The organism is Neisseria sp. DTU_2020_1000833_1_SI_GRL_NUU_006 (assembly GCA_032388755.1).
Classification (GTDB): Bacteria; Pseudomonadota; Gammaproteobacteria; order Burkholderiales; family Neisseriaceae; genus Neisseria; species Neisseria sicca_C.
The window spans coordinates 1,969,697-1,994,133 of record CP135593.1 but is presented as its reverse complement, the minus strand read 5'-3'; the positions used below and the strand labels follow the sequence as shown (position 1 = coordinate 1,994,133).

At 48.4% G+C, this 24,437-nt stretch carries 23 protein-coding genes, 1 tRNA gene and 4 pseudogenes; 13 read left to right on the top strand and 15 right to left on the bottom strand.

All coding sequences use genetic code 11. The annotated features are described in order from the left end of the window. Positions 1 to 329: 329 nt before the first annotated feature. Together trpC and RSJ68_09770 are read right to left on the bottom strand one after the other, a co-directional pair. The gene (gene trpC / locus RSJ68_09775; protein WNU96706.1) at positions 330 to 1,112 is read right to left on the bottom strand and encodes an indole-3-glycerol phosphate synthase TrpC; all 783 of its coding nucleotides are present in this window, start codon (positions 1,110 to 1,112) and stop codon (positions 330 to 332) included. Positions 1,113 to 1,237: 125 nt separating this feature from the next. Continuing rightward, entirely contained in the window at positions 1,238 to 1,639 is a 402-nt protein-coding gene (locus RSJ68_09770; GenBank protein ID WNU96705.1) for a hypothetical protein, read from the bottom strand. 186 nt (positions 1,640 to 1,825) lie between these two features. On the opposite strand from RSJ68_09770, the gene RSJ68_09765 reads away from it, so the two are divergent. Then, a tRNA-Lys gene (locus RSJ68_09765) sits at positions 1,826 to 1,901 on the top strand. Positions 1,902 to 2,050: 149 nt separating this feature from the next. Here the strand turns inward: RSJ68_09765 and RSJ68_09760 are convergent. The 5 genes and pseudogenes from RSJ68_09760 to RSJ68_09740 all read right to left on the bottom strand — a co-directional run bounded on the left by RSJ68_09760 (position 2,051) and on the right by RSJ68_09740 (position 5,011). After that, a pseudogene (locus RSJ68_09760) lies at positions 2,051 to 2,412 on the bottom strand (contact-dependent growth inhibition system immunity protein). A 476-nt stretch (positions 2,413 to 2,888) separates the two neighbouring features. After that, positions 2,889 to 3,175: pseudogene (locus tag RSJ68_09755) on the bottom strand (barstar family protein). A gap of 11 nt (positions 3,176 to 3,186) precedes the next feature. Next, on the bottom strand, positions 3,187 to 3,417 hold the full coding sequence (locus tag RSJ68_09750; GenBank protein WNU96704.1) for a ribonuclease domain-containing protein: 231 nt from the start codon (positions 3,415 to 3,417) through the stop codon (positions 3,187 to 3,189). A gap of 162 nt (positions 3,418 to 3,579) precedes the next feature. Then, positions 3,580 to 3,768: pseudogene (locus tag RSJ68_09745) on the bottom strand (septum formation inhibitor Maf). 865 nt (positions 3,769 to 4,633) lie between these two features. Beyond that, positions 4,634 to 5,011, bottom strand: a complete 378-nt coding sequence (locus RSJ68_09740; GenBank protein ID WNU96703.1) for a hypothetical protein — start codon at positions 5,009 to 5,011, stop codon at positions 4,634 to 4,636. Between the two features lie 411 nt (positions 5,012 to 5,422). On the opposite strand from RSJ68_09740, the gene aldA reads away from it, so the two are divergent. From aldA to RSJ68_09705, 7 genes are all read left to right on the top strand, one after another. Then, positions 5,423 to 6,865 (top strand): aldehyde dehydrogenase, encoded by a 1,443-nt coding sequence (aldA, locus tag RSJ68_09735; GenBank protein WNU96702.1) that lies wholly within the window; start codon positions 5,423 to 5,425, stop codon positions 6,863 to 6,865. 178 nt (positions 6,866 to 7,043) lie between these two features. Next, positions 7,044 to 8,555 (top strand): lysine--tRNA ligase, encoded by a 1,512-nt coding sequence (gene lysS / locus RSJ68_09730; GenBank protein WNU96701.1) that lies wholly within the window; start codon positions 7,044 to 7,046, stop codon positions 8,553 to 8,555. Between the two features lie 224 nt (positions 8,556 to 8,779). Then, positions 8,780 to 9,484: a septum site-determining protein MinC gene (minC, locus tag RSJ68_09725; GenBank protein WNU96700.1), complete on the top strand. Its 705-nt coding sequence runs from the start codon at positions 8,780 to 8,782 to the stop codon at positions 9,482 to 9,484. Positions 9,485 to 9,511: 27 nt separating this feature from the next. Then, positions 9,512 to 10,327 (top strand): septum site-determining protein MinD, encoded by an 816-nt coding sequence (gene minD / locus RSJ68_09720; GenBank protein ID WNU96699.1) that lies wholly within the window; start codon positions 9,512 to 9,514, stop codon positions 10,325 to 10,327. Between the two features lie 3 nt (positions 10,328 to 10,330). After that, on the top strand, positions 10,331 to 10,606 hold the full coding sequence (minE, locus tag RSJ68_09715; protein WNU96698.1) for a cell division topological specificity factor MinE: 276 nt from the start codon (positions 10,331 to 10,333) through the stop codon (positions 10,604 to 10,606). 3 nt (positions 10,607 to 10,609) lie between these two features. Further along, entirely contained in the window at positions 10,610 to 11,530 is a 921-nt protein-coding gene (locus RSJ68_09710; protein WNU96697.1) for a hydrogen peroxide-inducible genes activator, read from the top strand. Positions 11,531 to 11,645: 115 nt separating this feature from the next. Then, complete coding sequence (locus RSJ68_09705) at positions 11,646 to 11,987, top strand: hypothetical protein (protein ID WNU96696.1); 342 nt, start codon at positions 11,646 to 11,648, stop codon at positions 11,985 to 11,987. A gap of 152 nt (positions 11,988 to 12,139) precedes the next feature. Here the strand turns inward: RSJ68_09705 and dapB are convergent, their stop codons facing one another. Together dapB and RSJ68_09695 are read right to left on the bottom strand one after the other, a co-directional pair. Then, the gene (gene dapB, locus RSJ68_09700) at positions 12,140 to 12,949 is read right to left on the bottom strand and encodes a 4-hydroxy-tetrahydrodipicolinate reductase (protein ID WNU96695.1); all 810 of its coding nucleotides are present in this window, start codon (positions 12,947 to 12,949) and stop codon (positions 12,140 to 12,142) included. Between the two features lie 16 nt (positions 12,950 to 12,965). Then, positions 12,966 to 13,349, bottom strand: coding sequence for an outer membrane protein assembly factor BamE (locus tag RSJ68_09695; protein ID WNU96694.1), 384 nt, complete (start codon positions 13,347 to 13,349; stop codon positions 12,966 to 12,968). A 158-nt stretch (positions 13,350 to 13,507) separates the two neighbouring features. Between RSJ68_09695 and fur the strand changes: the two genes are divergently transcribed. Together fur and aat are read left to right on the top strand one after the other, a co-directional pair. Then, positions 13,508 to 14,005 carry a ferric iron uptake transcriptional regulator gene (fur, locus tag RSJ68_09690; GenBank protein WNU96693.1) on the top strand — a complete coding sequence of 166 codons (498 nt, stop codon included), beginning with the start codon at positions 13,508 to 13,510 and terminating at the stop codon, positions 14,003 to 14,005. A 123-nt stretch (positions 14,006 to 14,128) separates the two neighbouring features. Continuing rightward, positions 14,129 to 14,854: a leucyl/phenylalanyl-tRNA--protein transferase gene (gene aat, locus RSJ68_09685; protein WNU96692.1), complete on the top strand. Its 726-nt coding sequence runs from the start codon at positions 14,129 to 14,131 to the stop codon at positions 14,852 to 14,854. Between the two features lie 245 nt (positions 14,855 to 15,099). Here the strand turns inward: aat and dtd are convergent, their stop codons facing one another. The 5 genes from dtd to RSJ68_09660 all read right to left on the bottom strand — a co-directional run bounded on the left by dtd (position 15,100) and on the right by RSJ68_09660 (position 17,757). Beyond that, complete coding sequence (gene dtd / locus RSJ68_09680; GenBank protein ID WNU96691.1) at positions 15,100 to 15,561, bottom strand: D-aminoacyl-tRNA deacylase; 462 nt, start codon at positions 15,559 to 15,561, stop codon at positions 15,100 to 15,102. Between the two features lie 195 nt (positions 15,562 to 15,756). Further along, on the bottom strand, positions 15,757 to 16,629 hold the full coding sequence (locus RSJ68_09675) for a peptidyl-prolyl cis-trans isomerase (GenBank protein WNU96690.1): 873 nt from the start codon (positions 16,627 to 16,629) through the stop codon (positions 15,757 to 15,759). A 34-nt stretch (positions 16,630 to 16,663) separates the two neighbouring features. Then, positions 16,664 to 16,933, bottom strand: coding sequence for a BolA family protein (locus tag RSJ68_09670; GenBank protein WNU96689.1), 270 nt, complete (start codon positions 16,931 to 16,933; stop codon positions 16,664 to 16,666). Further along, positions 16,933 to 17,223, bottom strand: coding sequence for a YciI family protein (locus tag RSJ68_09665; GenBank protein ID WNU96688.1), 291 nt, complete (start codon positions 17,221 to 17,223; stop codon positions 16,933 to 16,935). The genes RSJ68_09670 and RSJ68_09665 overlap by 1 nt, the downstream gene beginning before the upstream one ends. A gap of 3 nt (positions 17,224 to 17,226) precedes the next feature. Further along, positions 17,227 to 17,757 (bottom strand): septation protein A, encoded by a 531-nt coding sequence (locus RSJ68_09660; protein WNU96687.1) that lies wholly within the window; start codon positions 17,755 to 17,757, stop codon positions 17,227 to 17,229. A 344-nt stretch (positions 17,758 to 18,101) separates the two neighbouring features. Here RSJ68_09660 and RSJ68_09655 point away from each other — a divergent pair, with 344 nt between their 5' ends. The 3 genes from RSJ68_09655 (at position 18,102) to porB (ending at position 23,295) form a co-directional block, all read left to right on the top strand. Beyond that, positions 18,102 to 20,567, top strand: coding sequence for a FimV/HubP family polar landmark protein (locus RSJ68_09655; GenBank protein ID WNU96686.1), 2,466 nt, complete (start codon positions 18,102 to 18,104; stop codon positions 20,565 to 20,567). 131 nt (positions 20,568 to 20,698) lie between these two features. After that, on the top strand, positions 20,699 to 21,511 hold the full coding sequence (gene truA, locus RSJ68_09650) for a tRNA pseudouridine(38-40) synthase TruA (GenBank protein WNU96685.1): 813 nt from the start codon (positions 20,699 to 20,701) through the stop codon (positions 21,509 to 21,511). Between the two features lie 698 nt (positions 21,512 to 22,209). Then, positions 22,210 to 23,295, top strand: coding sequence for a trimeric porin PorB (porB, locus tag RSJ68_09645; protein WNU96684.1), 1,086 nt, complete (start codon positions 22,210 to 22,212; stop codon positions 23,293 to 23,295). 559 nt (positions 23,296 to 23,854) lie between these two features. Here porB and RSJ68_09640 read toward each other — a convergent pair. After that, a pseudogene (locus RSJ68_09640) lies at positions 23,855 to 24,298 on the bottom strand (RpiB/LacA/LacB family sugar-phosphate isomerase). Between the last annotated feature and the right edge of the window lie 139 nt (positions 24,299 to 24,437).

Here is a 24,437-nt window from a genome sequence, read left to right as displayed (position 1 = left end):
CAGGTTTCGGACGACCTCTTTTTTATTATCCTTGCAGGCAGAACCCATACGGCAAGTTTCTTGAGAAACGGGATTATTGGTATGGCGTAGTTGGAATGACGCCGTTTGAGTTTTTATAGTGGATTAACTTTAAACCGGTACGGCGTTGCCTCGCCTTGCCGTACTATCTGTACTGTCTGCGGTTTCGTCACCTTGTCCTGATTTAAAGTTAATCCACTATATTTGGATATAAGGAGGGTTTTGCGTTATTTGAGTTTGAAGAAAAAGTCGTCTGAAAACCAAAATCTGTTTTCAGACGACTTTTTTACATGATTGCGCAATATGAAACCTTAAAACAGCTTCCGCACTTCCGCTTCAATATCGTCGGCGCGCATAAAAGTTTCGCCGATAAGGAAGGTATGTACGCCGTGGCTGCGCATAAAATCGACATCGGATTTGCCGCTGATGCCGCTTTCAGTAACGACGGTTTTACCTGTCAACGCAGGCAATAAATCCAGAGTCTGCTGTAAAGATACGTCGAATGTCCGCAGGTTACGGTTGTTTACGCCCCATAAGGGTGTTGTCAGATTTCGGCATTTTCCCAATTCGGAAGCATCATGCAGTTCCAACAATACGCTCATGTCTAATTGATGGGCTACTGCTTCAAAATGTTCTAATTGTTCTTGCTCAAGCGCGGCGGCAATCAGTAAGACGGCATCGGCACCCCATGCACGCGCCTGATAAATCTGATACTCATCAATGATGAAGTCTTTTCGTAAAACGGGAAGCCCGACTGCCGCACGTGCCGCTTTCAAATATTCGGGAGAGCCTTGGAAATATTGTTCGTCAGTCAATACCGACAAGCACGCAGCTCCGGCATTTTCATAAGCGCGGGCAATTTGTGCAGGATGGAAATCCGGTCTGATCAGCCCTTTGCTCGGACTGGCTTTTTTAATTTCAGCAATGACGGCAGGGCGCTTTTGCTCGTGTTTGGTACGGATAGAGTCAAAAAAACCGCGTACGGGTAAGGCGGCATCTGCCTGTTTTTTTATTTCATCCAAAGAGACAGAAGCTTTTTGTGCGGCGACTTCCCGGGCTTTGGTTGCAAGGATTTTATTCAGAATATTGGTCATAACAGATTTCCTGCACGGTAAAACCGTCATCTTAACACAAGAGGTCGTCTGAAAAATAAAACGAGGTAAACAAAACAAGCCGTACGGAATAATTTCGACAGCTTGTTTATATGCTTTTAAATTAACTACTTATTTGCAGCATCTTTCATTTTGTCTGCTGCTTTGTGGGTTGCATCAGCGGCCTTGTCCAAAGCATTTTTTGCAGCATTTTTTGCATCTTTGGCAGCTTCTTCAACTGCTTTTCCTGTGGATTCGGTTGCATTTGATAAGGCTTTATCTGCGCTTGCCTTAGCATCGGCAGCAGCATCTTTAACATCAGAAACGGCTTTTTCGGCAGCGTCTTTGGCATCGGCAGCCGCATCTTTTGCTTCGGAAACTGCTTTATCAGCCGCATCTTTTGCTTCGGAAGCAGCAGCATTGGCATCAGAAGCTACGGCAGAAGCAGCCTCTTGGGTTTGTTGTTTGGCCTCTTGAGAGCATGCAGCCAAACCAGCCATTATCATCGCAGCAATCAGTAATTTTTTCATGTTTTATCCTTTCTTAATCTGGAAAACGCCTATCCCTTTTCAGGCAGGCGTGGGAATCATAACATAACGGACCAGTAAAATAGGGCAGTTTAAGGGCAAATAACAGGCTGTTTACTTTTATTGAAAAAAAAATTCAAAAAACTTATTGACGAGCAGGATGTCGGCCAATATAATTCACAGCTTATCGGGTCGTTAGCTCAGTCGGTAGAGCAGCGGACTTTTAATCCGTTGGTCGAGCGTTCGAATCGCTCACGACCCACCACTTTCCCTAAGCCTAAACAGTCGTTTAGGCTTTTTTCTTTACCACCGCTTATCTCGGGGTGTGCCTGTTTTGTGTCGAAACTAAGACCGACACTGTCCAATAAAGCCGCGTGTCCGTGCAAAAGTTCAGGAGCCAGAGCGGCATGCTCTGATTTTCAGACAGCCGTTGTGCAGCCGAATATTTCCGTTCATCATGTTTTTGAATAGTGCACGTCTGGTTTTATAGCCCAAGTTCCCGCATAGGTTGGCAACCCAATCTTCATAACGTGGTTTAAAACTTTCCTGTTTTAAAAAATCAATACGTTCAGCTTCGTTGTCTAACGTCCTGCTGTTCGCCAATGCTTGCAAGACTGTCGTGCCTAAAGTTCCATTGTCGGTGTCCAATGGCAGGATATGGGGGGATATAGGTGGTCTGGAGCATATCGCCCAAATCCTGACCATGTTTGAATAATCAAGGCTCTTTCGTTTGCCTTATAGCCGGCCCAATAATCTTGTTCTTGATTGAAAGTCATTTATTCGATCTCCGTAATTTTGACTTTAATGTTTAGATTTTTTTCATACTCTACCACGCGTTGCAACTGCAATCTTTGCTCCTTATTAGTTTGTGCGGGTATGGCCAGATGGATTTCGAGCTGTTTGATCATATCGGCCTTTAATGTCATACCCGAAAGGCTATGTCGTTCAAAATTTGCCGTCTTAGAGTAGTTGTGTCTACACCGCTTCGGATAATGATTTTGCTAGCCGTGCTGCCGATACGGGTGTGGCGGTGGGTGGTTGCTTTTGTCTGATTGCTGTGGCGGCTTGTTGAAAGAAAGGCCGTCTGAAACCGTATTTGTTGTTTCAGACGACCTTTTTGGCTCAAAGCTTGAAAACTGCATGCGTGCGTTCTGCACACATGCTACTTGTTGAGTTTAAGTTATAGGCTACGGCTTGTTTAATTGGCTCCGAGGAGTTTTAAGCCTGTGTACGTAATGTAATTAGGGTTTGCTTACTCTAAAATATAATTAAATTTTTCTTCGAATCCATAATCCTCATCTTGTTTCTTACTCTTTCTAGAACCTTTACTATTTCAATAAATATACTTTTTAATTGATTTTTTGAGAACATAGCATCTTTCCATACCAAAGTAATCGGTCGTTCTACATTTGTGCTCAATAAATCCCACAAAGCATCAAGATTGTTCCCATAATAATCTTGTATAGAAAATATTTTTGAAATTTGATTATGAAAATCTTGTCCCGTATAAATTTTACTACCGATAATCTCTATTTGCATAAGTTATACTCCTATTTCCAAGTTCCAATTTGTGTTGCAGAGATATAATGATCAGTTGTTATATATAGCAATCCATCGTTAGAATATAACAATCTAGTACCAGTCTGGTTCGATCTTGACATGGTATTTATTAAGCCAATGTCCGCTTCATACCATATCCTACCCTGTTTAGCAGGTAAAATATTTGTAGAATTTGCAAAAATATCTTCCCCTAATTGTCCATTTTTTATTGTATTACCCAAGGCTTTTCCTGGACGTCATCCCATACTTATCGCCTGAGATTTAGCAATATAATTAGAAGGAAGCTTACCTGTACTTCTCAAACTTTCAACAACTTGATTAGCAGCTTGAGATGTCTTCAAATCAAGTTTCAATCAAGCTGCAGATGCAGAATTTGCCTTTCCTTCTGAAGTTCTTAATTTTTTAATTTTCCTCTCTAGTTGAGCATGTTGGCTAAAGTTACTGTTTTTATTTCCATTTTTTATTTCCTGAACATTTTTCTCCACCTGTTCACGAGTTGTCAATTTATTAAGCTTCCTATCAACCTCCCATCTCGGTTTCACATAAGACACAGGCTTAGCCTTAGGCATACCGGCCACCGATTTACCCACACTGAACAAATCTATAGAGAACTGAACATATTCTGCAGCCTGCTCCGACAGCCCCAACTGCTTCAAGGTCTGAACCGTAATCGTCGGTCGTTGTTCGCTGGCTTTTTTTCCGAAGTTCTTCGTTCCTGTAACGACATGATCGTAGGAAGACGGTATGCCGACCAAAGCGACGGCACAGCCTAAGCCGAAAGTCTCGGCACAGGCTCCGCCTGCTGCTGCACTGGAAAGCACAAACCCCAAACTGCCCGAAACGATTTCAGCCCCAGGTGAGATGTAGCGGTGCAGGATACTTTTGTCTTCCCTATCCAGCTTTTCGTATTCAGCCTTCAAATAAGAGGCTACTAAATCAGGATGTTGATTTAAGTAATATAAGGATTCTTTTTTCAAGTCCTTAAACCTACTGTCAAAGCGTTTGTCTTGGGTAAACTCGATAATGCGTCCTATATTTTGACGACATTCGGTAATTCTTCCTTTGGAACTGCATTCATTCTCGGCTTGCTCTTTTATGACGGAATAAATTTTACGGGCTGTATGTTCGTCCCGTTTTAAAGCCTCCTGCGTCAGATAGAAATTATTCTCCACCGCTCCATCGGCTGCCATCCCGCCCCGCATTACATCGGCAGACGATTTTCCCGCAGCCCAGCATCCTTGTGATCGCCGAAACGGTCTCTTTTTCCTCCACACTCAGGCTGCCGCCGTCGCCTTTGCCGTACAGCCATTTGCCGATGACGGGTGCGGCCGCTTCCGCCCCTCCGATGCCAGCGCGCCGGCTAAAGCGTCGTCGCCGTATGGTTTCTGCAAATATGGTTTGTCGTATGTCCGGATCCAAAACTACCGCGTCAATCCGTCATCCCCGTGTTCTTGATATAGGGACGATTTTTCTGCCGATTGGGTATTGCTGCGTTCCACTGATGTTCCTCCGAATGGATCGACCGGCTGCCGCAACGGAAATATCCTGCATAAGTTTCGCTTCCGTTTTATGTCCGCTTTCCGACAATTTTCGTGCCAGATTGCTGAATTGCTCGCTTTCATCAAGTTGATGCTTCAGGTTTTGGGTCAGTTTTTCAGCAGTCATGCCGTTGTTGACAGCTGCATCAAACTGTTGCTGCGCCTTAGTATCACGCGGCTGAGCGGCGGTTTCTTTGGCCAACCGGCTGATGATACGTGCTTCGGTCTTATGTCCCATTTTGTACAGCTCTTTGGCTATTTTGCCGTATTCATCCACTATCAGGCCACGGGTGTGCATTGGCAGAGAGAATGGAATAGCAGCCGGTATGTGTCTATTCGGTAATTATTCCTGCGCCCGCTGAAAATCTGTGTGAATAACTTTTTCCTATTTGACCTATTTGGTTATCCTTCTATTTTTCATAGCTTCAGGTAAATAAAAAAAGAATATCGAACCAAATTGATGAATAAAACGCGTGGATTCTCGCTTTCAAAAATGTGCCGGTTTTGTGTTCGCGATAATGGAAAATATACAGTATCGGACTTCAAGTAATGGCTTAAAAAATTTTATAACAATAATCCATATTTTATTTTTCGCAATAATCTATTTCTACTAAAAATATACTTGTATGCCAGACAATTTGAGCATAAACTAAAACTACACACGAATACAACAACAGGAGAATTTGAAATGAAACAATTGGCCATGTACATCAACGGACGCTTTGAAAACGATTTCAACGGCGAATGGCGTGATGTATTGAACCCGTCCACCGAAGAGGCCATCGCCCGCGAACCCAAAGGCGGCAAAGCTGACGTTGACCGCGCCGTAGCGGCGGCGCGCGCGGCGCAACCTGCATGGGAGCGGCTGCCTGCGGTCGAACGCGGCGCGTATTTGCGCAAAATCGCCCAAGGCATACGCGAACGCGCCGACGAGCTGACCGACACCATCGTTGCCGAAGGCGGCAAAACCAAAGACTTGGCGCGCGTGGAAGTCATGTTCACCGCCGACTATCTCGATTACCAAGCCGAATGGGCGCGCCGTTATGAAGGCGAAATCATCCAAAGCGACCGCCCGCGCGAAAATATTTTATTGTTCAAACGCCCGCTGGGCGTCGTGGCAGGCATCCTGCCGTGGAACTTTCCCTTTTTCCTGATTGCCCGCAAAATGGGCCCTGCTTTGGTCACGGGCAACACCATCGTCGTCAAACCCAGCAGCGTGACCCCGATCAACTGCCACATTTTCGCCGAAATCGTCGATGCGGTCGGACTGCCCGCAGGCGTGTTCAACGTGGTGAACGGCCCCGGCGCGGAAATCGGCAATGCCTTGTCCGCCCATCCGCAAGTCGATATGGTCAGCCTGACCGGCTCCGTCGAAGCAGGCCGCCAAGTGATGGAAGCCGCTTCCGCCAACATCACCAAAGTCTCGCTGGAACTCGGCGGCAAAGCCCCCGCCATCGTTTTGAAAGACGCGGATTTGGACTTGGCAGTGAAATCCATCTTGGCTTCGCGCGTCGGCAACACCGGTCAAATCTGCAACTGCGCCGAGCGCGTCTATGTCCACAGCAGCCTGAAAGACGCGTTCATTGAAAAAATGACCGCCGCCATGAAAGGCGTGCGCTACGGCAACCCTGCCGAAGCGGAAGCAGGCGCGCTGGAAATGGGTCCGCTGATTGAAGAGCGCGCCGTCAAAGCCGTTGCCGAAAAAGTGGAACGCGCCATCAAACAAGGTGCGACGCTGGTCTGCGGCGGCAAACGCGCCGAAGGACGCGGCTACTTCTTCGAGCCGACCCTGCTGACCGATACCGACAACAACATGGACATCATGAAGGAAGAAACCTTCGGCCCCGTCCTGCCAGTTGCCACTTTCGACACGCTCGACCAAGTCATCGCCTTGGCAAACGACTGTGAATTCGGTCTGACCAGCTCCGTGTACACCACCAACCTGAACGAAGCCTTCTACGTCACCCGCCGCCTGCAATTCGGCGAAACCTACATCAACCGCGAAAACTTCGAAGCCATGCAGGGCTTCCATGCGGGCTGGAAAAAATCCGGTATCGGCGGCGCGGACGGCAAACACGGTTTGGAAGAATATCTGCAAACCCAAGTCGTTTATCTGGAAACCAATATTTAACTACCGATATTAGCCTCAGTTAAACGAAATGCCGCCTGCAACCGATTTTCGGGTTTCGGGCGGCATTTTTGCCTTTATAGAAAAAAACACCGACATCGCGTAAAATATGCGCAAATTTTGTGATTCAATCAGGTCGTCTGAAACAGATTGCGCCTGATTTATTTTTCCGGAAAACACCATGAGCGAACAAAACAATCCGCAAACCGAGCCGCAGTTGGACGAAAACCAAATCATCGCCCTGCGCCGCGAAAAACTGCACAACATCCGCCAACAGCGCATTGCCTATCCCAACAACTTCAAGCGCGACAGCTTTGCCGCCGATTTGCACGCCCGATACGGCGAAATCAGCAAAGAAGAACTCGACCCGCAAGCCGTTCCCGTCAAAATTGCCGGCCGCATGATGCTCAAACGCCAAATGGGCAAGGCGAGCTTTGCCACCATCCAAGACGTGACCGGCCAAATCCAGCTTTATCTGAACAACAAAGGCGTGAGTCAGGAAGTTTTGGACGATTTCAACCATTGGGACTTGGGTGACATCGTCGGCGCGGAAGGCACTTTGTTCAAAACCAACCACGGCGAATTGACCGTGCGCGTGTCCGACATCCGCCTGTTGTCCAAATCCCTGCGCCCGCTGCCCGACAAACACAAAGGCTTGAGCGATCAGGAAACCAAATACCGCCAACGCTACGTCGATTTGATTGCCAACGAAGAATCGCGCAATACGTTTATCAAACGCAGCCAAATCATCCAATCCGTGCGCAATTTCATGGTGAACGAGCATTATCTCGAAGTCGAAACCCCGATGATGCACCCGATTCCCGGCGGCGCGACGGCGAAACCGTTCGTGACCCATCACAACGCTTTGGACATCCCGCTCTACCTGCGCATCGCCCCCGAGCTGTATCTGAAACGCCTGGTGGTCGGCGGTTTGGAGCGCGTGTTTGAAATCAACCGCAGCTTCCGCAACGAAGGCATGTCCGTGCGCCACAACCCCGAATTTACCATGATTGAATTCTACGAAGCCTTCTCCGACTACGAACGCATGATGCAGATGGCGGAAGACATCATCCGCAACGCATCGCGCACGGTAAACGGCACGGCGAAAATCAGCTACAACGGCAAAGAAGTCGATTTGGAAAGCCCGTTTGAGCGCCTGACCATTCTCGAAGCCATCAAAAAATACAATCCGCACTACACCGACGAGCAGTTGAACGATGCGGAGTGGCTGAAAAAAGAAATCGTCAAACACGGCGAAAGCCTGCCGCCGTCCCCCGGCATCGGCAGCCTGCAACTTGCCCTGTTTGAAGGTTGCGCCGAGGGCAAACTGTGGAACCCGACCTTCATCGTCGATTACCCGGTCGAAGTTTCCCCGTTGGCACGCGCTTCGGATACGAAAAAAGGCCTGACCGAACGTTTCGAATTGTTCGTTGTCGGTCGCGAATTGGCAAACGGCTATTCCGAGTTGAACGACCCCGAAGACCAAGCCGAACGCTTCAAAGCGCAAGTGGCGCAAAAAGACGCGGGCGACGACGAAGCCATGCACTACGATGCCGACTACATCCGCGCGATGGAATTCGGCCTGCCGCCGACAGGCGGTTGCGGCATCGGCATCGACCGCCTGGTGATGCTGCTGACCGATTCGCAAACCATCCGCGACGTGATTTTGTTCCCGCAAATGCGTCCCGAATAAGGTAGGCAGATAATAAAGAAAAGGTCGTCTGAAAACCGGAAGATTGGTTTTCAGACGACCTTTGTCGTTTTTGTACCACTTTGTAACTTTGATTAACCTATATCGATTTCTCATGAAATTCAGAAGAGAATGGGAAATTTCACTTCAGACGACCCAAACGGATTGAATAGCCAAGATTTACACGGTAAACTTATACAATTAAAAAATTTTATGATTTACTCACTATGAAACCCGCCTTCGACATAAAGTCAGCCCGGCTTGACGTACTGGCTATTCACCTGCATACCGCAGACTTGACCGAACTGGAAGAATTTTTGCGCCAGCGCGCCGGTCAGTATCAAGAATTGGATATTGTTCCTTTTGTTTTAGACGTACAGGATTTCGATTATCCCGAGTCATTGGACATCGGAGCTATGCTGACCCTTTTTGCCCGTTATGGCATGCAGATTTTAGGGCTGCGCCATGAAAGTGAAAGTTGGTCGTCTTTTGCTGCACGTTATCATTTGGTTTTCAGCCGCAGCGACAAATCCGAGCCGCAACAACCCAAAATCAACCAAGAGCCTGCCCCCGTTCAGGCAACCGTCATCAATAACCCGACCGTCCTCATCAGCACCCCCGTCCGCACCGGACAGCAGGTTTATGCGGAAAACGGCGACCTTATCGTAACCGGCATCGTCAGTGAAGGTGCGGAACTCATTGCCGACGGAAACATTCACGTCTATGCACCCATGCGCGGCAGGGCGCTGGCAGGCGCGAAAGGCAACACCAACGCGCGCATCTTTATTCACTCCATGCAGGCGGAGCTGGTCTCCGTAGCGGGCATCTACCGCAATTTCGAACAAGACCTGCCCGACCACCTGCACAAAAAAGCCGTACAGGTTTCATTGCAAGACAACCGTTTGGTTATCAGCGCAATCGACACAGATTAACCGTTCCAAAATTTGAAAGGAAATATCGTGACAAAAATCATCGTAGTAACATCAGGTAAAGGCGGCGTAGGTAAAACCACGACCAGCGCCAGTATTGCAGCCGGATTGGCATTGCGAGGCCACAAGACTGCCGTTATCGACTTTGACGTCGGTTTGCGTAACCTCGATCTGATTATGGGTTGCGAACGACGCGTTGTGTATGACCTGATTAACGTCATCCAGGGTGAAGCCACGCTCACTCAGGCACTGATTAAAGACAAAAACTGCGAAAACCTCTTCATTCTGCCTGCATCGCAAACCCGCGACAAAGACGCACTGACCCGTGAAGGCGTTGAGAAAGTCATGCAGGAATTGAGCAGTGACAAAATGGGATTCGAATACATCATCTGCGACTCTCCCGCCGGTATTGAACAGGGCGCATTGATGGCACTCTACTTCGCCGACGAAGCCATCGTTACAACCAACCCCGAAGTATCCAGCGTCCGTGACTCCGACCGTATCTTGGGCATCCTGCAAAGCAAATCCCGCAAAGCCGAACAAGGCGGCACAGTTAAAGAACACCTGCTGATTACCCGCTATTCTCCCGAACGCGTCAACAAAGGCGAAATGCTGTCCGTACAAGATATTTGCGACATCTTGCGCATCCCGCTCATCGGTGTCATTCCCGAATCGCAAAACGTCCTGCAAGCATCCAATGCCGGCGAACCCGTCATCCACCAAAACAGCGTTTCCGCTGCCGAAGCCTACAAAGACGTCATCGCGCGCCTCTTGGGTGAAAACCGCGAAATGCGTTTCCTTGAAGCTGAGAAAAAAGGCTTCTTCAAACGACTGTTCGGAGGCTAAGCCATGTCATTAATAGATATGTTGTTCGGCAGAAAGCCGAAAACCGCCGCCGTCGCGCGTGACCGCCTGCAAATCATCATTGCCCAAGAACGCGCTCAAGAAGGAAAGGCTCCCGACTACCTGCCGACCCTGCGCAAAGAATTACTGGAAGTATTGTCCAAATACGTCAACGTTTCTTTGGACGACATCCGCATTTCCCAAGAAAAGCAGGACGGTATGGATGTTCTCGAATTGAACATCACCCTGCCTGAACAAAAAACGGAACAGAAAAAGGCTTAACACATGACCTTGACCGAATTGCGTTACATCGTAGCCGTCGCGCAGGAGCGTCATTTCGGACGTGCCGCGCGCCGCTGCTTTGTCAGCCAGCCCACCCTTTCCATCGCCATCAAAAAGCTGGAAGAAGAGCTGTCGGTGTCCCTGTTTGACCGCAGCAGCAACGACATCATCACCACCGAAGCGGGCGAGCGCATCGTTGCCCAAGCCCGCCGCGTGCTGGAAGAAGCCGAGCTGATCAAGCACCTTGCCAGCGAAGAGCAAAACGAATTGGAAGGCGCATTCAAACTCGGTCTGATTTTTACCGTCGCCCCCTACCTTCTGCCCAAGCTCATCATTTCCCTGCGCGAAACCGCGCCGAAAATGCCCCTGATGCTTGAAGAGAACTACACGCACATCCTGACTGAATCGCTCAAGCGCGGCGACGTCGATGCCATCGTAGTCGCAGAACCCTTCCAAGAGCCTGGCATCGTTACCGAGCCTTTATATGACGAACCTTTCTTCGTCATCGTCCCCAAAGGACACCATTTCGAAGAACTCGATGCCGTTACCCCGCAAATGCTGGGCGAAGAGCAGGTTTTGTTGCTGACGGAAGGCAACTGTATGCGCGACCAAGTTTTATCAAGCTGTTCCGAGCTGGCCGCCAAGCAGAAAATCCAAGGTCTGACCAACACCCTGCAAGGCAGCTCCATTAACACCATCCGCCACATGGTTGCCAGCGGTCTCGCCATTAGCGTCATGCCTGCTACCGCGTTGACCGAAAACGACCATTTGCTGTTCAGCATCATTCCGTTTTCAGGCTCCGTACCGCACCGCCGCGTCGTTTTGGCATACCGTCGGAACTTCGTTCGCCCCAAAGCATTGACTGCCTTGCGGACTGCCATCCTCAATTCCCATCTTCACGGCGTAAGTTTTGTGAAGGAATAAAAGGGCGTTGTTATAAAATTTAGATGGAGACTGATTAATACCACCTGACATTTTATCAAACAAGATTAATCCTGATTACAACCTTGTATAGTCAAAACAAAAGGATGAATTTTCAATGAATAAGATTGCATTGTCGGTATTGATTTTATTGCTTGTTTCGGGCTGCGTTTATCCAAACATGGCTACACCATCATCACAGATTGCGCCAGCTTATATCTCAAGTGCGAAGTACAGTTTATTTGATTGCCATCAACTGCAAACCGAGCTTGATTCCATATCACGACGAGAATCAGTTTTAGTTGTTGCCCAAGAGCAACGCGTAAAAAACAGTGAGAAGCAGGCGACATGGTTCGGATATGGACAAGGTGACGGAGTTAAAGCCACAGAGCTTGCTAATGTGAAAGGAGAGAAGGAAGCTGTCAGAAAGGCATTGGCTTTAAAATCTTGCGCGGAATAGCATCAGAAAAATATTCACTACATAAGGAATATGCGTTGGATATTTTTTGTGATTATTTGCTTCGCAGAGAGTTAAATGCTGTAAATAATCAAAAGGTCGTCTGAAAAACTTTTTTCAGACGACCTTTTTGTGTCATACGGATGAAAACGGCTTTAGCGGTTTTTCAATCCCAAAACATCCTGCATATCGTACAAACCTGTTTTGCCGTTGACCCAAACTGCGGCGCGGACGGCTCCGGCGGCGAAGGTCATGCGGCTGCTGGCTTTGTGGGTGATTTCGACGCGTTCGCCGTCGGTGGCGAAGAGGGCGGTGTGGTCGCCGACGATGTCGCCTGCGCGGACGGTGGCGAAGCCGATGGTGGACGGATCGCGCGGGCCGGTGTGGCCTTCGCGGCCGTAAACGGCGCATTGTTTGAGGTCGCGGCCGAGTGCGTCGGCGATGACTTCGCCCATGCGCAGGGCGGTGCCGCTGGGGGCGTCGACTTTGTGGCGGTGGTGGCCTTCAATGATTTCGATGTCGTAGCCTTCGTTGAGGACGCGGGCGACGGTGTCGAGGATGTGGAAGGTGAGGTTGACGCCGACGCTGAAGTTGGCGGCGAAGACGACGCCTGTTTTTTCGCCTGCGGCTTGGATGGCGGCTTTGCCTGCGTCGTCGAAACCGGTGGTGCCGATGATGATGTTGACGCCTTTTTCAACGCATTTTTGCAGGTGTTTCAGGGTCGGCTCTGGGCGGGTAAAGTCGATGAGTACGTCGCTTTGGGCGAGGACGGCGTCAACGTCGTCTGAAATGGCGATGCCGGTTTTGATGCCGGAGGCGAAACCTGCGTCCAAGCCTAAGACTTCAGAGCCGGCGTGTTCGAGTGCGCCGGAGAGGACGGTGTCGGGATGGTTGTTGACGGCTTCAACCAGTACGCGCCCCATGCGGCCGTTGACGCCGGCGATGGCGATTTTTAATGCGCTCATGCGGTTTCCTTAGTGATTATTGTGCAGTTTGGGCTGCTTTTTGTTCGGCTTGGAGGGTTTCGATGGATTTTTGGATGGCATCGCCTTCTGCTCGGACAAGGACGTCGTTTTCAAAATAAACGGTGAGGTTGCTGCGGTCTTTGATGATGCCGTTGCGGCTGGTATTGAAGGTGTAGTCCCAACGGTCGGCATGGAATGCGTCGCGCAGCAGCGGGGTGCCAAGCAGGAGTTGGACTTGGTCGCGGCTCATGCCTGCTTGGAGGGAGACGACGGCGCGGGGATCAAGTTCGTTGCCTTGGATGACTTTGAGTTTGTAAGAGGGGAACAGGGAAACGCGTTCGGCGCTGCATGCGGAAAGTCCGATGAGGGCGGCGAGGGCAAGACAGAGGGGTTTGTTCACGGATATGCCTTTCTGTTCGAGTTCGGGTGGAAGGGTATCATTGCTTGAATTTTTTGAAAAAGCAAACGATAATCATCTCTTTGATTATAATTTCAGCCGGCTATCGTTTGTATGCAAACAAAACTTGTGGTTTTATTGCAAACCGCTATGGCGTAATAGTGGGCAAGCGGGCTGAAATTGCGTATTATAACGTCTATTACTTCACAGGGATATTGAATATTATGGAAAAATTCAGCAATATTGCGCAATTGAAAGACAGCGGTTTGAAGGTTACCGGTCCGCGTTTGAAAATCTTGGATTTGTTCGAGTCGCATGCTGAAGAGCATTTGAGTGCTGAAGATGTGTACCGTATTTTGCTGGAAGAGGGTGTGGAAATCGGCGTAGCGACGATTTACCGCGTATTGACCCAGTTCGAGCAGGCAGGCATTTTGCAGCGCCACCATTTTGAAACCGGCAAGGCGGTTTACGAATTGGACAAAGGCGACCACCACGATCATATCGTCTGCGTGAAATGCGGCGAGGTAACGGAATTCCACAATCCCGAAATCGAAGCCTTGCAAGACAAAATCGCGGAAGAAAACGGCTACCGCATCGTTGACCATGCGCTTTATATGTACGGCGTGTGCGGCGAATGCCAAGCGAAGAGCAAACGCTGATTCCCGTTTTAAAAGATGTTTGATGTTCAGACGACCTCGGATGAGAATTTGGGGTCGTCTGAAATTTTTTGCGGAACGTGAACAGCGTACTACTGAGAACTAGAAAATATTTTAGGATTTCCGATGAGTATCCCCTTGCTTTACCCTAATGATTACACTTTCCCCGACCCGTTTTACGCGCTGGAAGAACGCGACGGCTTGGTCGGTATCAGCCGCGATTTGGATACGGGACGGCTGCTGTCGGCGTATCGGCAGGGGATTTTTCCTTGGTTCAGCGAAAACGGTTGGTTTTTTTGGTACACCATAGATCCGCGCGCCGTCATCGTGCCTGAAAATCTGCATATCGGGCGTTCGTTGGCGAAAACCTTGCGCAACAAACCCTATCGGGTAACGGTCAACCAATGTTTCGAAACCGTCATTGCGCATTGCGCCGCCTTTCCGCGCCCCGGTCAGGACGGTACATGGATTGTTCCCGAGTTCCAAGCCGCTTATACCGAGCTGCACCGCTTGGGTCATGCGCATTCGTTTGAATGTTTCTATCCCGATGAAACAGGTCGTCTGAAACTGGCGGGCGGCTTTTACGGCGTACAAATCGGACGGGTGTTTTACGGAGAATCCATGTTCGCCCTTGAGCCGGATGCCTCCAAAATCGCCTTTGCGCGAGCCGTCCCGTTTCTTGCCGAACTGGGCATCGAGTTGATTGACTGTCAGCAAGATACCCTGCATATGCATCGTTTCGGTTCGGAATCGATACCGTTCGCCGAATTTCAGACGACCTTGCAACGCTTGAATGCTTTGCCTTTGAATGAAGCGTTGGGCGCGCGGGTAGTGGGTGGAACGTTGGAATAGCGGCAGGATATAGAGTCGGCTTCGAGTCAGAAGCGAATAGAAAAAGGTCGTCTGAAAACCCAATTTTTGGTTTTTCAGACGACCTTTGGATTATATTAGGCAAGGGCAATACTTGTTTTATAGTGGATTAAAATTGCAATGATACGGCGTTGCCAACGCCCTTATGTACTACCTTGTACACGGCGGACGTTGGCGCCTTGTCTCATTTTTATTTTAATCCACTATATCTTGCAGCAGGATTTTCGTCAAAACAGTTTTTGCGAGTCCAGCAGCAGGGTAACGGGGCCGTCGTTGCACAGGCTGACCTGCATATGTGTTTGGAAGTGGCCGGTTTGTACGTTCAAACCATGTCCGCGCAATAGTTCTGCGGTATGCAGATAGAGCGTTTGCGCCTGTTCGGCAGGGGCGGCTGCCGAGAAAGACGGGCGGCGGCCATTTCGTGCATCGGCATACAACGTGAATTGTGAAACCAGCAGGATTGAGCCGCCGACATCTTTGACGGACAGGTTCAATTTGCCGGCATCGTCTTCGAAAATGCGCAGATTGGCGGCTTTGTCGGCAATGTAGCGCGCATCTAATTCGGTATCGTCGTGGGTAACGCCGAGCAATATCATCAACCCGTTATCGATTTCTGCGCAGGTTTCCTTATGATTTCCGTTCAATACATCGACGCGGGAACAACTCACTTTTTGGATGACGGCTCGCATAGCGGTTTTTTATCTCTATTCAAAAGATTGGTTGACGGCGGATTCAGATACACAAGTGTTTCAACAGCAATGCAGGTAGAAAAGGTCGTCTGAAAAACGTTATGGTTTCAGACGACCTTTAGGTGGATTGCATCAATGCAGCAAAAAGAATCCGGCTTAATTTCCTTTACTTATCCGTTATAGGAAGCTTAAAGGTTATTTGGCAGGTTTGATGTCAGCTTTTTGCAAGAGCGCACGCATAGTGTCGTCAATGCGGGCAGTACTCAGGTCGCGGGCTATGCTGCCTTTGATTTCGTTAAAGGCAGGGACTTTGACATCGCGGCGGTCGTCAACGTAAAACACGGCGTAAGAATTACCGTCTTGCAGCGGCTCGGATGTCGCTTCGCCTTTTTTCAGGTCTTTGATTGCTGCGTACAACGGCGGTGCGGCTTCTTGCAAGTCTTTCAGCGGAACATAAGCTTGAGGAATACCGCCTGCTTTTTTGGCTTCTTCATCAATCGAATATTGTTTCAATACTGCGGCAAAAGCCTTCTTCGCCTTCAAATCGGCAGCAGCTTTTTGTCCGTCGGCTTTAGTTCGGGTGACGATTTCCCCTAGGCGTACTTCCTGACTGCCTTGGTAGAATTTGGCAAATTCATCGTAGGATTTTTTAATTTCTTGTTCGTTGACAGGATTTTTGCGCAATACGTCGATGGCCAGAGCTTGTCCGAGCAGGTCGTCTTCAAATGCCGCCCATTCTGTTTTGAAGGACGGTTTTTTGTCCGCACCTTGTTTCTTCGCATCTGCACGGGCTTGTTCGAGGGCTTTTTTGAATTCCGCACTTTGGTCCAGTTTGCGGCGTCTGGCTTCTTGCGCGATAACCGTGCTGATAACTTGGCGGTTGGCCAGCTCTTGTCGCAGTTGTGGAGAATCCTGGATTTGTTTGTTTTCAGCACGCAAGGCGGCAACTTGTCCGTCAATCACGCTGCTGTCGATGGTTTGTCCGTTGACGGTAACCAAAGTTTGGGCAAACAGGCTGCAGGATAGGGCGGCCATAACCAATGCGGCTGTAAAATGGGTTTTTCTCATAATCTTCTCTTTAATTTGAAACACTACGGATAATTCAATGGAAATATTCGTCGGGCGTTGCCGCCTTAATGCTTAAGGCATGGATGAAACCGCCGGCAAACAGGTCTTGGAGCAGGTTTTGAACCATGCGTTGGCGTTCAATACGTTTCATCCCGGTGAAAGCCTCGCTGACGACGGTTACAGCATAATGCCCCCCGCCTTTATTGCCTGCGTGTCCTTTGTGCAAATGGCTGTCGTCTTGAAACTCGAATATCTGAGGATTTAGAGTTTTCAGGCGACCTTCTATTGCTGAACGCATATCCATTATTTAAAAACAGCTTTGTAGGGCTTAATCAAAACTTCCTCATATACGCCCGCAGCGACATAAGGATCTTGTTCCGCCCATTCTTGGGCTTCGTCAAGCGATGCGAATTGGGCGATGATAAGGCTGCCGGAGACGCGTTCGGGATTGTCGGGCAGAGGATTCGGTCCGGCTGTCAAAAGGCGCCCTTCGGCTTGCAGGGCTTCCAAACGTTTCAGATGATCGGGACGTGCAGCCATACGGGCTTCATGTACGTCGTCTGCATCAGTGGCCAAAAGCATATAATACTCCATTGCTTAATTCTCCTTTGGTAAATGTTTGCCCAAATAAATACCTTGAGCGATAAAGAAAGCGAACATCAGTCCGGTCGAACCGAACATCTTGTAATTCACCCAATGACTTTCAAAATGAGTGAATACAAACCAGTTGGCTATGCCCATAAATACGAGAAACGCTATCCAAGCATAGGTCAGATTATTCCAGACGGTATCGGACAATTCGAGTTCCTTGCCCATTGTAGCCTTAAGTCCGTTTTTTCCGGCAAGGTGGCTGAAAAGTAAGACCAGTGCGCCTATCCAAAACAATACGGTCGGTTTCCACATGATGAATCGCGGATCTTTCAGCAGGATGGTCGCCCCGCCGAATACCACGATTAAAACCAATCCGACCCACTGCATCGTATCCAGCTTTTTAAATTTCCAATAGGTAAAGGCTGCCTGCAAAACACCGACTACCAAAGCTACGGCTGTCGCGGCAATCATGTCTTTCGTAACCGTATAAGTCAGAAAAAACAAAATTACCGCCAATAAATCACTCAGAATTTTCATATATAAAAAACAAAAATGAGGAAACCAAACAATCAAACGGCAATCATACAGGCAGCTGCGGTTTTTTGCATTACCGCAAATCTGAAACTTTGGTTTGTTTGATATGCCATCAGTTTGTTGTAGGGTTTTAAAAATGCAAACGGAATGATAAAATAAGTTCCCGATAGATTTGCAAAAAAGAAACACACCGATGCAAACAGTAACGGTTTATGACATTTTTGATAACATAAATGACAGTGTTACTTGGCAGATTAGGGACTTAGACTATATCATAACGTAATATATCGTAATAGACGGTTAAGTACTCGGCAGTACTGCAGGATTCATTTCATAGGGGACAAGTTTTGAAAAAACATTACAAAATCAAACTTATCGCAGCCTCCGTTGCCTTGGCGGTTTCGGTGGGTGCAAACGCAGGATTGGGCGGTTTAAATGTTCAATCGCATTTGGGTGAGCCGTTTTCCGGCAACATCACCGTAACTGGAGAAGAAGCACAGGCATTGTTTAACGGCGGCAAAGCTTCCGTATCCAATGCCAACCTCAGAACCAGCGTCCACAGAGCGGGCGATCGTGCCGTCATCAATATCCGTTCGGCTAAAGCCATCAAAGACCCTGTGCTGATTTTCCAAGTCAGTACCGGCTCTCAATCTCGAGAATATACCGCAATCATCGATCCGGCTGATTACTCGGTCAAGGGCGACAGTACGCCCCGCGTTCGTCAGGAGCCGCCTCCCGCATATGCTTCCCAGCAGATAGACCGTCAAGCCGCGCGCGAACGGATTAACCGTGCGCTGCGTAGTGGAAATGCATCTGCAGATGTTGCGAATAATACGCGTAAAGAAGGAATCGACAATAAAAAAACAAAAAATGTCCAAGTGCAGCCTAAACAGACGCAAAATGCAGCCCCTTCTGTACAGGGCGAGCCGCGCTATGGCAAACGACATTTAGTCAAACAAGGTGAAACCCTAACTGAAATTGCGACCCGTATCCGTCCTCAAGGTATGACGGTCGAGCAGGCAATACAGGCATTGGTAAAAGCCAACCCCGGTGTGTTCATCAATAAAAATGCCGACCATATGTTGGCTGGAAAAGTATTGAATATCCCGACCCAATTCGACATGAAACAGGCAGCCGCCAAACAGGCTGCCGAGAAACCTCTTGTTTCTGACAAACAGCAGCCGCAAACCGCAGCAGCATCTAAGGCATCGTCTGAAAAACCAGAAGCCGCCAAAACTAATGCATCTGCGGAAAATAAGGCAGGTGAAGATAAGGCTGGTGAAGGGGTCAAATCAAATAAAGAAGCCAAGCTTGAACAACAGCCGGCGCAAGCAGCCGCTTCCGCCCCACAGGGTGCAACACAAGAACAAGCTGCTTCATCCGTAGGCACTGAGGAAGTATTGCAACCCGGCATCGCAGAACAAACCGCTGCAAGTGAAACGGCAAAATCTACGCAGGAAGCCCAAGTTGAAGAAGCTTTGGCTGCCCAGCAAAATTCCGATACTCAAAACGAAGCAGTAGAAGAGTCGTCTGAAGATGGCGGATTGTGGCGCTGGCTGTTAATCGGCGGCGGTGCGCTGTTGGCATTGTTGCTGTTGCTGAAAGCTTTGGGCAAACGAAAAGCAGCAGCTGTCGCTCCTGCCCTACCTGTTCCTTCTGCAGGATATGACGAAGAAGATGACGACATTAGCTTTGCAGAAACCGTGATAGCCGACGAGGTGAAGCCTGAACAGTTTGTTCAAGCGAAAGTTGTTCCTGAAGAAGAGCCTGACGGACTGTCTATCGAGGATGATTTTGACGACGAAGCTTTCTTTGTGCAGCCCAATGCCGCCAAAGAAGCCGCTGAAGATGAGATCAATATTAATATTGACGATATTGACGATAAGCACGTCGGCATCGTATCCAGCGCAGTTACCGTGGATGAGGAAACGGAAAAACGCCGTGATTTGGATTGGGACTCTGTTGAATCGACAGAAAGCGTCTATGAGCCCGAGCCGGAGAATCCGTATCAACCGGTTTCAGTAGTTATAGAAAGCAGACATCAAGAGGAGTCAGTAGAAGAGCCTGATAATACGGCCCATATTCAGCAATTTGATGAGGTCCAATCAAACTTTGACACGTCTTTCCATGACGCTAGTGAAGAAACCAAAGAGGCGGATGCCTCAGTAGGTGAGGAAGAGTATTCTTATACCGAATCCGCCGTTGCGGAAGAAGTTTCTGATTTGGAGTTTGACTACGAAGCCTCCGACGCTTCTGAGGTTCAACAGCAGGAGCAGACTGTTAGCGCAGAAAATGTCAAAGACTTTGAAGAAGCAGAAGAAGGATGGGACTTCTTCTCGGAAAAAACCGAATCCCAGCCTATCGAGCCGCTGCCTGAGTTCACAACATCTGAGCAAACATCGTCTGAAAAATTAAATGGGGACGAGGCTTTAGAGTTTGCTTCCGTTGATACCTCAGCCGATGAAGCCGTAGCCGAAGAGCCTTTTGAAATCAAACAAGATGAAGGCATTACCTTCCAAGAAAGCGACGAAGATTTCGGATTGGCTGATTCCCAAGGTAACGGAGTAGAAGAGACCATCGAATGGGAAAACCTAACAGTTGATGAAGAAGTAAGCAAGTCGGCATTTGACTCAGGCTTTATTTCCGAATCCGTCGGAATGACCGCTCCTTTAGAAGCCAAATACGAATTGGCAAAAATGTATGTCGAAATTGGAGACCCTGGTGCAGCCCGTGAAACTTTGCAAGAGCTGATGGAAGAGGCTACCGGCGATATCTTGGATAAAACCAAAGCCTTGTTGGCAGAGTTAGGCTGATTAATCTGACAATCCCTTTGGGGAAAGAAAAATAAAGATGCCGTTTCTAAAAGCGGCATCTTTTTTATTGCTATACTGTCGGATAAGCAATTTTCGTATGATTTTGTTCGAATATCGAGCCTTCACCGATTATGATGTTTCCTTCTTCAAAGCAGCCCGCAGTTTGCCGTTGGGCATTAATCTTGTCTTATGATGGCAGCCGATTTTACGGCTGGCAAAAACAAGCTGGCGACTTGCCTACTGTTCAGACGACCTTAGAATATGCACTCAGTCAAATTGCGAGTGAAAACATCCGAACCATAGTTGCCGGGCGTACCGACACAGGCGTACACGCCACTGCACAAGTCGTCCATTTCGATACCACAGTAGTCCGTCCCGAGCGGGCATGGGTGCGGGGCGTCAATGCCCATCTTCCCGAAGGTGTGTCTGTATTGTTCGCACAGCAAGTGGCCTCCCATTTTCACGCCCGCTTTGACGCATACGGTAGAAGGTATCGTTACCTTTTAGAATCATCTCCCGTCCGTTCCCCGATATTGCAAGGCAGGGTAGGGTGGACGCATCTCAAGCTCGATCCTGACAAAATGCAGCAGGCGGCCTTATTATTAGAAGGCGAACATGATTTCTCCAGCTTTCGCGCTGCCGAATGCCAAGCAAAATCCCCCATCAAAACCCTATACAGTGCAAAAATCAGCGGTACGCCGCAATTCCTCAAACTGGATTTACACGGCAATGCCTTTCTGCACCATATGGTGCGTAATATTATGGGCGCATTGGTTTATGTCGGCAGCGGCAGGCTTAGTGTTTCCGGATTTCAAACCTTAATTGGAGAACGCAGCCGCCTCAAAGCCCCGCCGACCTTTATGCCTGACGGATTGTACTTAACCGGCGTGGATTATCCGCCCGAGTTCGGCATCATCCGTCCCGAAATGCCCGAATGGCTGTGAGGTCGTCTGAAATACTGTCAAGCCTTATTTTCCCCTTCAATAAAGAAAGGTCTGGCCATTCCCGCGCCGACAGGAATCTAAGCATTGATTTTTAGAAATATTCAAAATTACCGTACTCAAGCTCTTGTATTTCTTTCACATCAGGAATGAGATTTGAAATATCCTGTCTTTATTTTCATACACTATAAAAAGTCGTTTGAAATCTATACGCATTCTTTCAGACGACCTTCGCTCTTTTCGATAGCCCAACCCGCAGATAAAGCCTGTACTACGGAGCTGGAATGACAGCTACCGCAGATCGGGAGATATTTATGCCCGGCAAACCCTATCAGGGTAAATGCAGGCATGAATACCTGAACGATGTTTCCAGTTTCCTCGCTTGCCTGAATTAGCCAAAAAACAACAGCCAGTCCTAAAAAACTACCGTTCGGAAAATCTGTGTTGTAAAAATGCAAACAACGGGTAATTTGTTATTACTATATGATTTATAAAGGAAATGTTTTGAATTTTATGTTGTTTGCAGGGTGGTATGGCGTAAGGGGGCAAGAAGGGGAAGTGAATAAAGTTTGTTTTTTTAGAAAGGAACAATTATAGTGAGAGTCATGGAATCGCTGATTCCAGCGATAATGTAAAGCCTAAGCGGATTCTGTCCGGGTCTGCTTAAGTTATTTCTTCACGATAGAAAAAGGAATACAGCAATGAAAAAATCTCTGATTGCTCTGACTTTGGCAGCTCTGCCTGTTGCAGCTATGGCTGACGTTACTCTGTACGGTCAAGTTAAAGCCGGTGTTGACATTTCCCGAGTTAAAGAAAAAACTACAGTTAACGGTGTAACTACCAAGGATACAACCAAAACTGCTACTGAAATTGCTGACTACGGTTCACGCATCGGTTTCAAAGGCCATGAGCACCTGAGCAATAACCTGAACGCTATTTGGCAAGTAGAGCAAAATACTTCTGTTGCCGGTACTGACAAAGGTTGGGGAACTCGCGAGTCCTTCATCGGTTTGGAAGGCGGCTTCGGTAAAATCCGTGCGGGTAAACTGAATACCCCTCTGAAAGACAGCAGCGACAGCATCGATCCTTGGGAAGCCAGTGATGCAAACGCAGATGTTTTGTCATTAGGCAAACTTGAACGTGTAGAAGATCGTAAAGTGTCTGCACGCTACGATTCACCTGTATTTTCTGGTTTCAGCGCAAGCGTACAATACCAACCGCGTGACAATGCTAATCCTGATGACAAGTTTACTCACGATGTGAAAAGCCGTGACTCTTACGGTTTGGGTCTGAACTATGAGAATGCCGGCTTCTTCGGTCGCTATGCTGGTTCTTTTGCTAAACATTCTGTTCTGGACAAAGATTACTTGAATTCGTTCAACAGAAATACTACTTTGGCTGCTGATACTTATAAAGATCACCAAGTACACCGTTTGGTAGCTGGTTACGATGCAAACAATGTATTGGTTTCTGTTGCAGGTCAATACGAAGGTTTCAAAGCTGACGTAACTGATGCTAAGAAAAACGAACGTACTGAAGTTGCTGCAACTGCAGGTTACCGCATGGGTAATGTAATGCCCCGCGTATCTTACGCTCACGGCTTCAAAGCTAAAGAAAATGGCGTAAAACAAGGCAACAGCCGATACAACCAAGTAATCGTCGGTGCTGACTACGACTTCTCTAAACGCACTTCTGCCCTGATTTCTGCCGGTTGGTTGAGAGAAGGCAAAGGCGACAACAAATACGAGAAAACTGCTGGTACAGTTGGTCTGCGTCACAAATTCTAATCTGATACGGTTAGTCTGAAAAAGAGCCTGCTTTATGCAGGCTCTTTTTGTCTGTTTGGATAAAATGCAGGATACGTCAGTATGCTGGTCTCAAGTCGGTTCGCATTTATGACTGGCAAAAAACTCCGTCCATGTTGCCATTTTTGCTTCTCTCTGCACGGAAGTAGCTGTTGAAAATATCCTGTTTTATTTTAATCCGTTAAATAAAAGGTCGTCTGAATCCCTGTGTACGCAGGCTTTTCAGACGACCGTTTTTTTGGATAAAACTTAATCCGTGGGTTTTGGCCGCGAAATATGGCAGGTCAAAACAATAGGGCTGCAATTTCGTCATTCCCGCGCAGGCGGGAATCCAGGCCTCGGTATTTTGGGAAGATTTCAAGGATGCCGCAACTTCAAATTTCTAGATTCCCGCCTGCGCGGGAATGACGGCGGTAGGAGGGAATTTCAGGCGACCTCACCTCAAAAATAATCTGCGGGTAAAGCTCATGCTGCGACGGGCCATCCTCATACAAGCGGGGCGAGAATGGCGAGTCTAGACTAACCTTTTGCAAAAACCGTACTACTTACCGCATTCGTAGGCTTCGATTTCGCCGACTTTCGGAGCGTATCCGCTACCCGTGTCGTGGCGCAAATCCAGCCAAATATCCACCAATGCCCATGCAGCAGGGGTAGCGATGACGTTTTGCTCCATGCACAATACCTGCGCATCGTAGTTTTCTACAGAACCGCGCAAAGTGATTAAATCATGCGCCGTTGCTGCCCGTATGCCGCGGACTTTATTGGCTGCAATCGCCGTACCGATTCCTGTACCTCAAATCAAAATAGCGCGGTCGGCTCGCCCTGCCGCTACTTCTTGCGCCGCAGCAAATGAAAGCTGCGGATAGGTGCCATTCGGCGAGGATAAATCGGTTAGGCTGTCAATTCGCGGATCGTTTTGCAAATGCGCCTTGAGCGCGTCTTTTAATGTTGTCCCGTTGGCAGGGGCGGCGATAATCAAACGCATGACTTACTCCTTGATAGTTGGAGGGTAAGTGTTTTCCTTTGTAAATTTACCGTAATTTATGATATTGCAACAGGGTTTATTTTTTGTTACGGGTGTCGGGCAGGAATTTTCGGCTTACGGGTGGAGCAGGGCGGGTTGG